At 41.7% G+C, this 14,669-nt stretch carries 12 protein-coding genes; 6 read left to right on the forward strand and 6 right to left on the reverse strand.

From position 1 onward, the window contains the following. Window positions 1-4 precede the first annotated feature (4 nt). From HMPREF1019_RS05985 to HMPREF1019_RS05995, 3 genes are all read left to right on the forward strand, one after another. Window positions 5-898, forward strand: coding sequence for an SPOR domain-containing protein (locus tag HMPREF1019_RS05985; RefSeq protein ID WP_009294812.1), 894 nt, complete (start codon window positions 5-7; stop codon window positions 896-898). Further along, complete coding sequence (locus tag HMPREF1019_RS05990) at window positions 895-1,683, forward strand: shikimate dehydrogenase (RefSeq protein ID WP_009294813.1); 789 nt, start codon at window positions 895-897, stop codon at window positions 1,681-1,683. The genes HMPREF1019_RS05985 and HMPREF1019_RS05990 overlap by 4 nt, the downstream gene beginning before the upstream one ends. A gap of 243 nt (window positions 1,684-1,926) precedes the next feature. Continuing rightward, the gene (locus HMPREF1019_RS05995) at window positions 1,927-3,900 is read left to right on the forward strand and encodes a hypothetical protein (RefSeq protein WP_009294814.1); all 1,974 of its coding nucleotides are present in this window, start codon (window positions 1,927-1,929) and stop codon (window positions 3,898-3,900) included. Window positions 3,901-3,963: 63 nt separating this feature from the next. Here HMPREF1019_RS05995 and HMPREF1019_RS06000 read toward each other — a convergent pair whose 3' ends face one another. The 5 genes from HMPREF1019_RS06000 to HMPREF1019_RS06015 all read right to left on the reverse strand — a co-directional run bounded on the left by HMPREF1019_RS06000 (window position 3,964) and on the right by HMPREF1019_RS06015 (window position 10,783). Then, window positions 3,964-5,799 (reverse strand): aryl-sulfate sulfotransferase, encoded by a 1,836-nt coding sequence (locus tag HMPREF1019_RS06000; protein ID WP_009294815.1) that lies wholly within the window; start codon window positions 5,797-5,799, stop codon window positions 3,964-3,966. Window positions 5,800-6,246: 447 nt separating this feature from the next. After that, window positions 6,247-7,794, reverse strand: a complete 1,548-nt coding sequence (rmuC, locus tag HMPREF1019_RS06005; RefSeq protein WP_009294816.1) for a DNA recombination protein RmuC — start codon at window positions 7,792-7,794, stop codon at window positions 6,247-6,249. 80 nt (window positions 7,795-7,874) lie between these two features. Beyond that, window positions 7,875-8,243 (reverse strand): hypothetical protein, encoded by a 369-nt coding sequence (locus HMPREF1019_RS10120; RefSeq protein WP_009294817.1) that lies wholly within the window; start codon window positions 8,241-8,243, stop codon window positions 7,875-7,877. Continuing rightward, a complete protein-coding gene (locus tag HMPREF1019_RS06010; protein WP_198002693.1) occupies window positions 8,233-9,042 on the reverse strand; it encodes a Bcr/CflA family efflux MFS transporter in 810 nt (269 codons plus the stop codon). Before HMPREF1019_RS06010 ends, HMPREF1019_RS10120 begins: the two co-directional genes overlap by 11 nt. Before the next feature lie 529 nt (window positions 9,043-9,571). Next, entirely contained in the window at window positions 9,572-10,783 is a 1,212-nt protein-coding gene (locus tag HMPREF1019_RS06015; RefSeq protein ID WP_009294819.1) for a saccharopine dehydrogenase family protein, read from the reverse strand. Between the two features lie 93 nt (window positions 10,784-10,876). Here HMPREF1019_RS06015 and HMPREF1019_RS06020 point away from each other — a divergent pair, with 93 nt between their 5' ends. Then, window positions 10,877-11,599, forward strand: coding sequence for a tetratricopeptide repeat protein (locus HMPREF1019_RS06020; RefSeq protein ID WP_009294821.1), 723 nt, complete (start codon window positions 10,877-10,879; stop codon window positions 11,597-11,599). Here the strand turns inward: HMPREF1019_RS06020 and HMPREF1019_RS06025 are convergent. Further along, the gene (locus tag HMPREF1019_RS06025) at window positions 11,592-12,233 is read right to left on the reverse strand and encodes a non-canonical purine NTP pyrophosphatase (RefSeq protein ID WP_009294823.1); all 642 of its coding nucleotides are present in this window, start codon (window positions 12,231-12,233) and stop codon (window positions 11,592-11,594) included. The genes HMPREF1019_RS06020 and HMPREF1019_RS06025 overlap by 8 nt on opposite strands. Before the next feature lie 112 nt (window positions 12,234-12,345). Between HMPREF1019_RS06025 and HMPREF1019_RS06030 the strand changes: the two genes are divergently transcribed. Beyond that, a complete protein-coding gene (locus tag HMPREF1019_RS06030) occupies window positions 12,346-13,647 on the forward strand; it encodes an MFS transporter (RefSeq protein ID WP_009294826.1) in 1,302 nt (433 codons plus the stop codon). Next, window positions 13,644-14,669, forward strand: a 1,026-nt coding sequence (locus tag HMPREF1019_RS06035) for an NAD(P)/FAD-dependent oxidoreductase (RefSeq protein ID WP_009294828.1), incomplete at its 3' end; no start/stop codon positions are given. The genes HMPREF1019_RS06030 and HMPREF1019_RS06035, both read left to right, overlap by 4 nt.

Below are 14,669 nucleotides of genomic sequence, written 5' to 3' on the forward strand. Positions count from 1 at the left end.
AATAATGGAAAACGAAGAGTTAAAAGATATACTTTTAGAAAAAGATGATGAGGCAAAGGGCGCAAAACTAAAGAAACTTCTTATGTTTATAGCAGCTCTTGTTATACTTTTTTTAATCATCATCGTAGCCATGAAGCTTATAAACTCAAGCGACTCGACACAAGCACAAAATGAAGCCGACTCAAGACTAGTTCTGCCTCCAGTACCAGCAGAGCAACCAGTCGATACGCAGGTGCCTGCACAAGATACAAATTCAGATGTTAAAAAAGGCGATACTCAGCTTTTCGAGCAAGTACCTATCGTGCCTGAAAACAAGCAACAAGATGATTTTGAAGATATGATCAAAAAGCTAAAAGATAAAGAAGGTGCAAAATCAGCTCCTAAAACTGAAGAGCCAAAAGAGGTAGTAAAAGCTGTTGAAAAACCAGCTGAAGCACCTAAAAAAGCTGAGGCAAAGGTAGAGGCTCCAGCTAAAAAAGCTGAAACAAAAAGCGAAGCTAAAGCAGAGAAAAAGCCTGAAGCAAAGCCAGCTAAAACTGAGGCAAAAGCTGAGAAAAAACCTGAAACTAAAGCTGAGAAAAAACCTGAAACAAAGGTAGAAAAAAAGGCTGAAGCTCCTACAAAAACTGAAAAAGCAGAGAAAAAAGCTGAAGCCCCAGCAAAAGCTGAGAGCGTCGTAAAAGGCTCTTATGTTCAAGTATTTGCAACTAGTAAATTTAACCCAAATGCCGACTACATGAAAAAAATAGCAACCAAAGGCTATAGCTACAAAACTATAAAAGCTGGCGAGCTAACTAAAATTTTAGTTGGTCCATTTGATGAAAAAGGGCTACAAAAAGCTGTAAATGACATAAGAAAAGATGTCAATAAAGACGCTTTTGTCTTTAGGGCAAAATGAAAACCTTCGCAGTTTTTGGAGATCCGATAGCTCACTCGGTATCTCCAAGACTACACAACAAAGCCATTGCCGATCTAGCTCTTGATGCCCTTTACACAAGGGTTTTGCTAAAAGATGGCAATGAGCTAATCAATAAATTTAAATCCCTAAAACTAAACGGCGCAAATGTCACACTCCCGCACAAAGAATTTGCTCTAAATTTAGCCGACGACGCCTCAGAAGCAGCACGTAAAATAGGCTCTGCAAACACTTTAGTACTAAAAAATGAGAAAATTTATGCCTACAACACTGACGCACCTGGTTTTTTAAAAGCGATATCAAATTTCAAAGAGGCAAAAAGCGCCATCATCCTTGGAGCTGGAGGCACCGCAAATGCCCTAGCCTACGCACTTAAATCACAAAACATAGATGTTTGCATACTAAATAGAAGCAAGGCAAGACTTGATAAATTTAAAGATCACTATGAGTGCTTTAGCTGGGATGATTATAAAGAGCATAAATTTGATCTGGTGGTAAATTCAACCTCAGCAGGGCTAAAAGACGATCTTTTGCCAGCACCAAAAGAGATTTTAGATGGCATTTTAAAAAGCGCTAAATTTGCATTTGATGTGATATACGGCAAGCAAACGCCATTTTTAAAAGAGGCTAAAAACCAAAATTTAGCATGCAAAGACGGAGCTGATATGCTCTTGTACCAAGCGGTTTTAGCGTTAAATTTATTTTATAACAGCAGCCTCGATGAGAAAAAGATAGAAATTTCTATGCGAGAGGCTTTGAGATTATAAATTTTAAAATTTAAATTTTATTTTTAGAAAAATTTACCTCATATTACAACACTTTGTTGCTTTTTTATTTTGTTAATTTTGCTATATCTTTCAAAGTATATCCCTAATACTACGCATTTTATATCTATTTAAGAAACTATTTGTGACATTTTATAATATAACGTTATATTGTACTCTAGTACAATTGTGACATATTCTCAAAAAGCTATAATTAAGCTAAAAAACTACATAAAAGGGGAATTTATGGCAAGTGTTATAGGAGTGGTTAAAAGCATTTCAGACAAAAATGCAAAGGTTATAAACAACCTAACTAAAGAAGAAAGAACACTAAACGTGGGTGACACACTCTTACAAAATGAGACTATTATCTCAGATGATGTAAATTTTAAAGTTGAAGTTGCCAAAGTGGGTGGAGCGGACAAAGTTTTTACTGGAAAGCGTATCGATCTTACAAATTTTGCAGATGATAGCTCTAACACACAAAGTAGCGGCAAAGATGAGATTGCTAGCTTACAACAAGCCATCTTAAAAGGTGAAAATTTAACAAATTTAGAAGAGACAGCAGCTGGTGGAAACCAAGCTGGCGGTAACGCTAGTGGTGGTGGCGTTAGTCTTGGAGCAGCTAGCTTTGCTCAAGGTGGTCACTACTCAAACATAAATGCAAATTTTCAAAATCTAAGCGACATATCAAGAGGCGAGGCGCCAAGCGTGAGCTCTGTATCAGGCTACGCAGATGCTGGTACAAGCGGCACAGCAAGCCCTGATGAGATAGAAATTTTACACGTTGATAAAGAGATATTTGCCAAATTTGCAGCCACAGAGTCTGATATAGCAAATATCGTAAAAGCAAGGGTTGATGAGGCAAAAGCTAAGATCGAGATAGCTAAAAACGCTACTTATGATAACGAAATTTTTACCAAAGAGTACTCATGGAGCGATAAAAAAATGCCAGATGGCTTTTTAGACAAGACAAACAAGGCAGTTGCGACTAATCACCTTGACTGGATGGATATAAAAAACACAACCAACGATAACCTAGTCGATCTAAGAATAGGCGGAAGGGAATTTGCACTATTAGGTGGCTCATCAGGCAACAACGTCGTCTTAGGCGGCGGCGATGATATAGCACCTGGTGATCCTTTTGTTGATGACACCGTAGCACTTGGCAACGCTTCAGGCAACAATATCATAAGCTTTGAGACAAATGAATCTACATTTCGCGCCTCTATCGAGAGCGATGCTACAAGCGGTGATAACACCATCTTGTCTGGCGGAAGCAGGCTAAATGCCGGCCTTTACGCAGTGTCTGGTCACAATGTAGTAGACGGCAGCCACTCATCTAGCATAGAGGTAAAAATAGGCGGTAGGTCGTCTTCAGACGCGGGGTCAGCGTGGGGGATAAACGATAAAGATGAGTCTTTCATCTCACAAGCTGACAATACCGTGCTTGGAAGCGATAATGCTGATTATGTAAGTTTTATAAACGCAGCAGGAAACAACCTGATCGATCTAGCTGGCGGCAATGATGAAGTCTTTATCTCAGATAGAGCTGGCGGCACAAATGCCACCATATATTTAGGTGACGGCGATGATGTTTTATCAGCAGGACCGACAACTAGCTACTATACAAATGTAAGGCAAAATTTAAATATCGATGGTGGAGCTGGCAATGACGAGATAATAACTATCAGCAAGCAAGGCACCTACCATATAAATGGCGGAAGCGGTGACGACACGATAATAATGAGCGCGAACAACTTTAATGGCGTAGTTGATGGCGGCGAAGGCTATGACACGCTAAAGCTTGCCACGCAAGGACAGGCTGAGATTATCGACTTTAGAACACTTGCTAACGGCGAGCTCGACGCTAAGATCAATAACATAGAAGAAATTTCATTTGACACAACACAGAGCGTAAGCTACAATGGTATCAGCGGTGACGGCTCTGGCGTACATATCAAAAACATAAACGCGCAAGACGTTCTTGATATCACAGACGATAAGGATGTGGTGCTTAAATTTACAAACGGCAACACAAGCGGAAATTCGCTTTCACTTGATGGCTTTAGCGTCTCAAGTGATCAAAGTGGCGCACAAGCTGGCTACACTAGATATGAAAGCAAGCTAGTTAGGGTGCTAAACGACGACACTGGCGAGCTCTCAGCTCCAATGACTGTAAAGATCGATATAGAAAATACGATAACAGTTGATCTTTAAAATTTAGAAGTTAAATTTTAAAAACCCTTTCTCAAAACCGAGAAAGGGTAAAATTAGGATGGTTTATTTTTCAAACGCTTTTTGCAAGCTAAATGGAAACGCTTGATAGCCCATAGCATTTGTCATCTTTATCTCGATGCTAGGCTCTTTTGCGCCCCACTCAAACTCATCGATGTGTGGGCTAGGAAGTCCTACTGGGCGGCCTTTTGCGATGTCAAACTGCATGCCAGCAACAGCTGAATAGACCATCACGCTATCAAGGTCATCTTGATACTGCGTAAGGCTAGTAACCGAGCTATACCACTCTTTGCCGCGCTCTTTGCCGTACTCCCAGATCTGTTCAACGGTCTTTTTGTTCTCATCGATCTTATAAACGACCGCACGAGAGTACTTCATGCCAGCGATAGCTGGTTGCTCCATGCCCCTTGTGTCGCCGTTGTCAAATACACTTAGATAAATTTCGCCTTTTTTAGACTTGTTATCTATCCTAAATGCTGTGTGCTGCGTCCATTGCCAGTCAAAGCCACCTTTGTCGCTCTCGTATCCTGGGCATTTTGAGTACTCATCTTCGCAGACGATCTTGTTGCCTTTGCTATCAACTGGCTGAAGTAGTTTATCTTTAAATTTATCGCTCCAGCCCTTGTGAGCGCCCATGATCCATTTTACTTGTTTGTCACGGCCGATCTTGATAACTGCGTCTTGGTGGCGGCTTGAGATGATGATGCTATCGTCGCTTGGGTCGTAATCCACGCTATTTACGTGCGCCCAGTTGCGTCCTGGACCTGCTCCTACTATGTCGCCCCATTTATCATGCGTATCCATAGACTGAAGCTCATCAGAGCTTGCTGTGTGGCCTGCTTTTTTAGCGTCTATGTTTAAGCAAACTGCGCCTTGATCAAGCGTTTTTAGCACGATATCGCGGTAAGGATCAAGAATTTCATATAGTCTAAAGTCATCAACTACGTTGCCGTCGCGGTCAAGTTCAACGATGACGTCGCGTACTGTTCTTACGTTTTTGCCATCAGCCCTTTTGTAGTCAGCGTTTGCCGCGCGTAAGAAGTAGTGCCCGTTTTGTGCTACGTCCATCGAGTGAGAGAAGTCGTTGTAGCTAGCTGGTAGCTCGCGGTTGAAAATTTCTCTACCCATGATGTCGTATTTTGCATATCTTTGGCCGTATCCCCAAGTCATAGCACCATCGTCATTTTGCTTAAAGCCCATCATTACGCCAGCGTGAAATGGCTGTTTAAGATCGTAAATTTTACTTGGCTCAAGATACCATCTAACCTCGCCTTTTGTATCAAGGATGAAGTTATTTGGGCTGTAGTTCCACTCGATCGCACCGCCAGCTGGGTTGTTCCAAACGACTTTTGTGCCCTTGCCTGTTTTATTTACAAAGTTATTTACATAGTAGAGGCGGTTTGCAAATTTAGCACTTGCTGGCTTAGTAACCTCGATCTTGTCAAATAGCGCGCCCTTTTGATTTGGCGTGCCAGCGCTCTCTAGGTAGATAGCTGGAGCGTAAATTTTATAGCTCTCTTTTATATGCTCTGTCTTGCCCTTGTAGCTCTTGTCGTACTCGACCTCAACGGTGTTTTGATAGTCAGGATACATGCCAAAAACTGGGATGCCGCCATGTGTGCGAAGATGCTTGTCAGCCACTTTGTAGCTTATAGTTTGACCACCTTGTTTTGGCACGATAGTGACCTTAGCGTTGCTTAGTGTGTAGCCGCCATTTTTGATGACTGCTGTAAGTGGCGCTGTGTCGTATGGATTTACCACTACTTCGCCGATCTGCCCAGTGATAGCGTAGTCAAGTTTAGCTCCGCTTGGACCGCCTATCGCAAAAGCGCTCGAGCAAAGCACAGAGGCTAGTGCAACACAACTCAAAGTCTTTTTCATAACATCTCCTTTAGATAAATTTTATAAACTCTACTCATAAAGCTTATAAAATTTAGAAAAAGCCTTGGCAAAAACCAAGGCTTAAATCAGTAAAAGGAATAACAAAAATGATTTGCTTTGTGTGTAATTGTAGTAAATCTTTATAACATAAATTTCACGCTAAAGTTAATACTAGCTTAAAATTTAAAAATATATTTAAAATTTATTAAATAGCGTATCGGGCCTCGTTATCTTCGCCATTTATAAGGTCAAAGATCTTAGCTTTTAGCTCAAAATACTTTAGATCATGCACGCCAAAGTTAGCTACTATAAAGTTAGCTACTATTTTGAAAGTAAAAAGCTTTGATAGTTTAGTTAAATTTTAAACATAGGCATCAACACATTTTCATGCCATAAGTACTCTAATAAAAATTAATATAGATACAAAATTAATAGTAACTATAAGTTTTACCCTTGATCATTTTTTACATTAATGTTAGTTATTGATATCTCTCTAGGTCTTGCCTCAAACTCTTTTACCTGCGTATCTTTGGGATTTAGAGCGATCTTTTTAAATTTCTCTAGCCTGCTATCAAGCCCACCTTGACCGCTCACGCTTTTAACGACCTCATTGAAGTTATCATTTACCGATCTCACCGAGTTTCCAAGCCTGTTTAGCTTCTCAGCGACGGTGCAAAATTTCTCATAAATTTCATTTGCACTCTTTAATATCTCTTTTGCCTCTTTGTTGCCATGCTCCATGCGCCATAAATTTGCCACCACACGAAGCAGTGGCATGAGCGTCGTGTGCGAGACTAGCACCACTTTTTTCTCGTAGCCGTAGTTAAATAAATTTGGATCAAATTTCAAAGCCTCCAAAAATGCCGGCTCAACTGGCACAAACATCAGCACAAAATCAGGGCTTTTCACAAGCGATGAGTAGTCTTTTTTAGCTAGCTCGTCGATGTGTTTTTTTATTGAGGCGATGTGCTCGCCAAGAGCTAGCTTGCTCTGCGCCAGGTCAGCCGCAGCGACTGCTTTTTCGTAGGCATGGAGCGAGACTTTGCTGTCTATTATCATCTGTTTGTCGTCTGGGAAATTTATGACAAAATCAGGTATGAGCTTTTTGCCGCTCACGTCAAAACTCTCTTGCGTAGTGTAGTGCGTGCCCTTTTCTAGCCCAGCGGCCTCCAGTGTGCGCTCAAGCTGCATCTCACCCCAGTTGCCAAGGACCTTGTTGCTGCCTTTTAGCGCCGTGCTTAGCGAGTTTGCCTCTTTTGACATATTTTTGCCAAGCTCGACCACCTCTTTTAGCTGCGCACTAAGTTCGCCTGCGCTCTTTTGCGAGTCGCTGTGAGCGTCATTTACCCTCTTTTCAAAGCTTGTTATCTTCTCTCCAAGTGGCGTTAGCAAGAGCTCAAGCGACTCTTTGCTGTTTTTTGAGAAATTTGCACTTTTTTCTTCAAATATCTTATTTGCAAGGTTTGCAAACTCTAAATTTAGCTCGTTTTTCACCTTTTTTAAATTCTCTTCTTGTGATCTTAGGATGTTTTCTTTGGCCTCGATCTCGCTTTTTAGTGCGACGATAGCGCGTTTTAGCTCGTTTTCACTCTCGTTTGATCTTTTTAGCTCATCCTCTTTTGCACCAAGCTCGTTTTGTAAATTTAAAGATAGCGACCTTGCCATCTCAGCCATCTTTGTCTGGCTGCCAAGCTCCTCGTTTAGGCGCCTTAGCTCGCGCTCTAGCTTGTCCTCTTTTTCATCTTTTTGTCTGAGCGAAATTTTATACTCATCTAAATTTTTAGCTAGCTCATCTATCTTGTCGCTATTTGCTTCAAGCTTTGCTCTTTGCTCGATATTTAGCCGCTCGCTATCTTTTAGCTCATCTTGTAAATTTTCTAAAGCTTCTCTTTGTTTTGCATTTTTCAAATTTGCACTTATCAAAAAAGCTGCTAGTATCACGCATATAAGCGCAAGAGCTGCCACCAAAATATATAAATTTTCTATCGTTAGCACTAAAATTTCCTTTTAAATTTTGGCTTTATTATAGGTGAAATAGCTTTAAATTTAAAGGGCATTTAAGCCCTTTTGAGAGTTTATTTGTTTAGATAGGCAGCAAGCCAGCACAAAAATATAAAGACAAAGATGATGGCCGACATGATAAGTGGCGTCGTGGTCGTAAAGAGTGCTAGCATGGCTGATGAGACAATGCCGCTTCCATATTGCAGTGAGCCAATGAGAGCATTTGCTCTGCCTTTCATCTCTTGAGGTACTTGATTAAGAGCGGCTGCGTTTGAGCAAGAGGCGATGATACCGTTCATACTAAAGACGAAAAACATAGGTATGATAACGCCCCAAACTCCAGCGATACCAAAAAATGTAAGCGCTAAAAGCAAAGCTGCAGCGACAAAAGCGACTGTGCTTGAGGTGATAAGAAGCGAATTTAGGCTAAATTTATTGACCAAGCTCTTGTTTAAAAAAACTAAGCGCCGCCACACCAAGTATATTTACGCCAAACAAAAATCCATAGTACTTGCTCGGTATGCCAAAATAATCTATATAAACAAATGACGATCCCGTGATAAAAGCGTATGCTGCGATGTAAAAGAAGGTCACGCTTAGAGTGTATTTCATAAATTTAGCATCTTTTATAAGCACAAAATAGCTCTTAAACGAGTTTATCATCGGCTCTTTTGAGCGCTTCTGCTGTGGCAACGTCTCTGGCAAGAAGAAGATAAGGATAAACAAAAAAGCACTTGCAGCTGCCATTAGCCAAAATATCCAGTGCCATGAGCCAATCTCTAGTAATGCGCCACCAAGCAGCGGTCCTATGATAGGAGCTGCAGCCATGATGATGACTAAGTTTGAAAGCATCTTTGCAGCTTCGCTATTTTCAAAAACATCGCTGATCATCGCACGGCTAAGCATAGGTCCCACGCACGCGCCTGTGGCTTGAAAGATACGCCAGATTATCACTTCGCTCATGCTTTGTGACATGGCACATCCGATGGAGCCAACGACAAAGAGCGCCATACCGATAAATAGCGGGAGTTTTCGCCCTATCCTATCGCTAATGGGCCCCCAAACGAGTTGCGCGATGGCAAAACCGATCAAAAAGCCAGTGATCGTTAGCTCCGCATCGCCATGAAGCTGTCGCTCCATCGTAGGCATGGCAGGCAGATAGACGTCCGTTGATAGCGAGGTGCAAGCCATAAGACCGCTTAAGATGACTAAAAACCAGATAGATGTTTTTGTTGATTGCAAGATTTCCCCTTTTTTAGCTGCGATTAAGATTTTGTAGATATAGCATAAATTTATAAATTTACAGCAACAAGCGCCCAAAACTAGCCTTGGGCGTAAATTTAGAAAATTTGCTTTGGTGGAGTAAGGTAAATTTATCAAGGTTTTGTTTGGCGAAGAGGTTTAAATTTAAAGGCAAAAATTAGGCAAAGTGACTTTTATCTAGACGAGATGGTTTTAAATTTTGAGGCAAGAGCTGCCAATCTGGTCAAAATAAAATTTAATAGAACTCAGGCGAAGTGTTGTGAAATGGATTTTGAGCTTTGCATCCCCAAGGGTCGCAACTGCTAGCAGAAGCGAAGGAAATTTTCATCCTAAGACTAAACAGATAGTCTTTCAAGGTATTAAATTTAATAAATTTAGGCGAAGTATTTTTCGCTTAGACAAGGCGAAATTCGATTTTTAAGCGGAGCGTATATGTGATACGTGAGCATTAAAAATCGAATTTCAACGAAGTATAAGTAGAAAAAGACAAGCCTAGCGAGTCTAAAATTTAAACTTCGTATCTTTCGCCTGGTTTCATTTCTATTACCTCCCACGGCAACCCCTGCTTATTTAGCTCGTCCATGAAAGGTTTTGCGTCGAAATTCTCCATATTAAAGACGCCTTTGCCGCTCCAGATGCCTTTTGCGACCATTAGCGAGCCTATCATAGCTGGCACGCCTGTGGTGTAGCTAACAGCCTGCGCGCCTGTCTCGGCGTAGCAAGCCTCGTGGTCGCAGACGTTGTAGATATAGACTTGGCGCTCTTTGCCATCTTTTAGACCACGTATCACGCAGCCGATGTTTGTTTTGCCTTTTGTTCGAGGGCCAAGGCTTGCAGGGTCAGGTAGAAGCGTCTTTAAAAACTGGATCGGCACGATTTTCATACCGTTATGCTCGACCTCGTCGATGCGTAGCATGCCGACGTTTTCTAGGCACTTCATGTGAGTTAGGTAGCTTTGTCCAAAGGTCATAAAAAAGCGAATTCTCTTTAGTCCCTTGATGTTTTTAACTAAGCTCTCTAGCTCCTCGTGATAGAGTAGATAGCTATCTTTGACGCCTACTTTTGGATAGTCCCACTTAAACATTATCTGCATCGGCTTTGTCTCGATCCACTTGCCAGCCTCCCAGTAGCGGCCATTTGCGCTAACTTCACGTAAATTTATCTCTGGGTTGAAATTTGTCGCAAATGGATATCCGTGATCGCCAGCGTTGCAGTCTAGGATGTCGATCTCATGGATCTCGTCAAATAAATTTTGCTGTGCATAGGCACAAAATACATTTGTCACGCCTGGGTCAAAGCCAGAGCCAAGAAGCGCCATGGTGCCAGCCTTTTTGAAGTCACCATCCTTTGCCCACTGAAGCTTATACTCAAATTTTGCGGTGTCTGGGTGCTCGTAGTTTGCGGTGTCGATGTAAGGTATGCCAGCCTTTAAGCAAGCGTCCATAAGAGTTAGGTCTTGATACGGCAGCGCGACGTTTAGTAGCAAGTCAGCCTTTGTTTGTTTGATGAGCTCCACAACAGCCGCCGTGTCGTCAGCGTCGATCTGCGCGGTGTTTATCTGCACGCCAAGGCGATCTTTTATAAATTTAGCGATCGCGTCGCACTTGCTTTTTGTGCGGCTTGCTAGGGTGATATTTGTAAAAACGTCCGAGTTCATCGCACATTTTACGGTTGCGACTTGGCTAACGCCACCTGCTCCGATGATTAAGATATTTGACATTTTTGGCTCCTTAAAATTTTAGTGATTTTAGCAAAGTTAATATAAATTTCTAGCTTCAAAAGGTAAAATGAGCTAAATTTTAAAGGTAAAAAGATGAAGAAAATTTTGCCATTTTTAGCGCCTATTTGCCTCTTTGCAAGTAGCTGCGACGAGCTAGTGCAAGAAAGCGTAAATGAGTTTTATAAAAGTGATAGAAATTTGGAGAGAGCCATAAATTTAGCCGAGCAAGCGACCCAGGCATGCCTAAAGGCTGGCGATACCCAGCAGGCGATCACTTCGCTAATAAATGGCGCCAGCATTTGCATGGTAAATAAAGAGCCTCAAAAGGCACTAGAGCTCTCACAAAAAGCACTAGAGCTCGCGGCAAACGTTAGTGACAAACTGCTACTAGCTCGCTCTTATCAAAACATAGGCGCAGCAAAAAAGGCGCTAGGCAAATACGACGAGGCGCTTGCTAGCTTTTATGAAGCTCAAAAAATTTATGACACCAACTCAAATACGCCGATGCGTGACGAGCTGCTTTGCATAAAGTCCATCGGCAGCACCTACTACATGAAAAATGACTTTGCAAAAGCCTACGAAAACCACATTTTAGCGTTAAATTTACTTGATATCACGCCAGATCTAAGTGGCAACGAGCTTGTACGATCAGAGCTGTTAATAGAAGTCGCTAACGACCTAGCAAAGCTTGAGCAAAAGGACGAAGCTGCCAAAAACTACAAAAAGGTGCTTGAAATTTTAAAAGGCAAAGAGCAAAACCCGCGCGTGCTGGGTCTTTTAGAGCGAGCCAGCAAAGGACTAAAGGAGCTTAACTAAAGTTTTTCTTTAGGCTCTTTAAGACGAAATTTGCAAGCTCCAGCCCCTTTGAGCGGTGAGAAATTTTAAGCTTTGTCTCGTTATCTAGCTCGCCAAGCGTCTTGTTAAAGCCATCTGGGATAAAAAGTGCGTCGTAGCCAAAGCCGTTTGTGCCGCGCTCCTCATCTATCGCTTCGCCATACATAAAGCCATGGGCCGTGAAGTCGCCAAATTTTGAGCTAATGGCGATACAAGCGGTGTAGTGAGCCAGTGAGCTTTGTAAATTTAGAGCATTTAGCTTTGAGATTAGTTTTGCTCTGTTGCTTGCGTCTGTGGCGTTTTTGGCAGCCATTTTGCCGTTTTCGTCGATGTCTGAGTAGCGCGCTGAGTAGATCCCTGGCTCGCCACCAAGCGCGTCCACGCTAATGCCGCTATCATCGCTAAGCGAGATAAATTCATCCTCAAGCCCAAGCTCTTTAAGCTTTGCAAAGACAGCTTTTGACTTTATGAGCGCGTTTTCTTGAAAGCTGCTGCCATCTTCAACTATCTCAAATGGCTTTACAACCTCGCTTAGAGCGTAAATTTCATAGCCTTTTAAAAACTCTTTTATCTCTTTTACTTTGTCCAAATTTGATGTCGCAAGCACGATTTTCATCGCAAAACTCCTTGATTTTTGGGCGTATTTTACAAAAAAGTAGATTAAATTTTTAAATTTAAATTAGTGTTAAAATGATAAACTTAGTCCTTTTAAAAATAAGGGAAAATTTATGTTAAAAAGCGTTTTGCCACTATCTTTTATCGTAGCTAGCAGATTTTTTGGGCTTTTCATAGTCCTACCAGTTCTTAGCCTCTATGCGCTAAATTTAAGCGGCGCAAATGAATTTTTAGTGGGGCTAATAGTAGGCGTCTATGCGATCTCACAGATGATATTTCAAGTGCCCTTCGGCGCTCTTTCAGACAAGATCGGCCGCAAAAAAGCCCTAACCATTGGCCTTTTGATCTTTGTGGCTGGCTCTATCGTCTGCGCGCTGGCAAGTGAAATTTATACGATGCTTTTTGGTAGATTTTTACAAGGCGTAGGAGCCGTCGGAGCCGTGGCAACAGCGATGATAAGCGACTTTGTAGCTGAAGAAAACCGCTCAAAAGCCATGGCGATAATGGGCGCTTTTATAGGGCTTAGTTTCACGCTTTCGATGGTGCTTGGACCGCTTCTTGCCAAGGACTACGGGCTTTCAAGCCTCTTTTATCTAAGCGCCGCTCTTAGCTTGCTTTGCGTTGTGCTGCTATACACCGTCGTGCCAAAAGAGATAAAAGTGAGCGCAAAAGCCGAGAAGGTGCCATTTGGCAAGTTATTTTTACAAAAAGACTATATGATCATAAATTTCACCTCTTTCATGCAAAAGATGCTCACAAGCATCGCATTTTTGGTGATCCCGATCGTTTTAGTAAAAGAGTATGGCTATGAGAGTGGCGAGCTTTACAAGGTCTATACGCTTGGCGCTGTGCTTGGCTTTTTAGCTATGGGGCTAGCTGGCGCTTTGGGCGATGGCAAGGGGCTTAGCAAGGTCATCTTGATAGCTGGCACATTACTTTTTGCCCTAACCTACGCCATTTTTGCCCTTAGCTTTACGAAATTTCTCTTTGTGGTTGGCATCGCGGTATTTTTTATAGGCTTTAACCTTCACGAGCCAATCATGCAATCAACCGCGACGAAATTTGTAAAATCCTCACAAAAAGGCACCGCTCTTGGTATCTTTAACTCATTTGGCTACTTTGGAAGCTTCGTTGGGGGCGCGTTTGGCGGATACATCATGCACGCTTTTGGTTTTAAAGTGCTTGCCATCATCTGCGTGGTGCTTTGCGTGATCTGGCTTGTTTTGCTCTTTAGCCTGAGTGATCCAAGAATTTTTAAAAATATCTACCTAAGCCCAGAAGCGAGCCTAAATTTAGAGCTACTAAACAGCCAAAAAGGCGTGGTGGATTATTATAAAAATGAGAAAAATCAAGTGATCAAATTTGACTCTCGCCTAACAAGCGAGGCGGCCTTAAAAGAGAGCTTGAAGTTTTGATCTACGACGTCATTATCGTTGGTGCTGGCGCTAGCGGGCTCTTTTTAGGGGCAAATTTAAAGGGCAAAAAGGTTGCCATTTTAGAAAAAAACAGTAGCGCTGGCAAAAAGATCTTGGCAAGCGGTGGCGGCAGATGCAACATCACAAACCGCTTCGTAAGCGCTAAAAACTACCTTGGCGAGCAGAAATTTATAGAGCAAATTTTAAAAGTGCTAAGCTTTGATCAGGTTTTGAGATTTTTTAGTGAGCTTAAATTTAGCGAGCAAAAGCAAAATCAATTTTTCTGTGATAGCGGTGCAAAGAGCGTTTTGAGCCTGCTTTTAAAAAGGCAAAATGCAGAGATTTTTTATAACAAAGAGGTTCTTGGCGCCAAAAAAGTAGATGAAATTTTTGAAATTTTGACAAAAGATGAGAAATTTAGAGCTAGAAATTTAGTCATCGCAAGTGGCGGACTAAGCTACAAAGCCCTTGGCGCAAGCGATATTGGCTATAAGATAGCTAGCGAATTTGGCATTGAGCTCTCAATGCCTGCCCCTGCTCTTGTTGGCTTTAGCGTGCAAAAAGATGAGTTTTGGTTTAAAGAGCTTAGTGGTGTTAGTCTAAGCGCAGATGTAGTGATAAATACCAAAAATGAGAGCTATAAATTTAGTGGTGATCTGCTTTTTACACATAGAGGCATAAGTGGTCCAGCGATACTAAACGCCTCACTCTTTTGGCAAAAGGGTCGAATTTGCATAAATTTTCTGCCTAAATTTAGTGAGAAAAATTTAGTAAATGGCAAAAAGCAGCTTAGTTCAGTTTTACCTTTGCCAAAGAGATTTGTGCTGGAGTTTTTAAGAAATTTTGGTTTAAAAGATAGGGCATTTTATGAATTTAGTGATGATGAAAAGAGCATCATAAAAAGGCTTTTTGCATATCATTTTGCCCCAGCTGGGACATTTGGCTTTGAAAGGGCTGAAGTTACAAAAGGTGGCGTAAAGACTAATTTTTTAAATGAAAATTTAGAGTGTAAAAGCGTAAAA

Source organism: Campylobacter sp. 10_1_50, from assembly GCF_000238755.1.
Taxonomy (GTDB): Bacteria; Campylobacterota; Campylobacteria; order Campylobacterales; family Campylobacteraceae; genus Campylobacter_A; species Campylobacter_A concisus_R.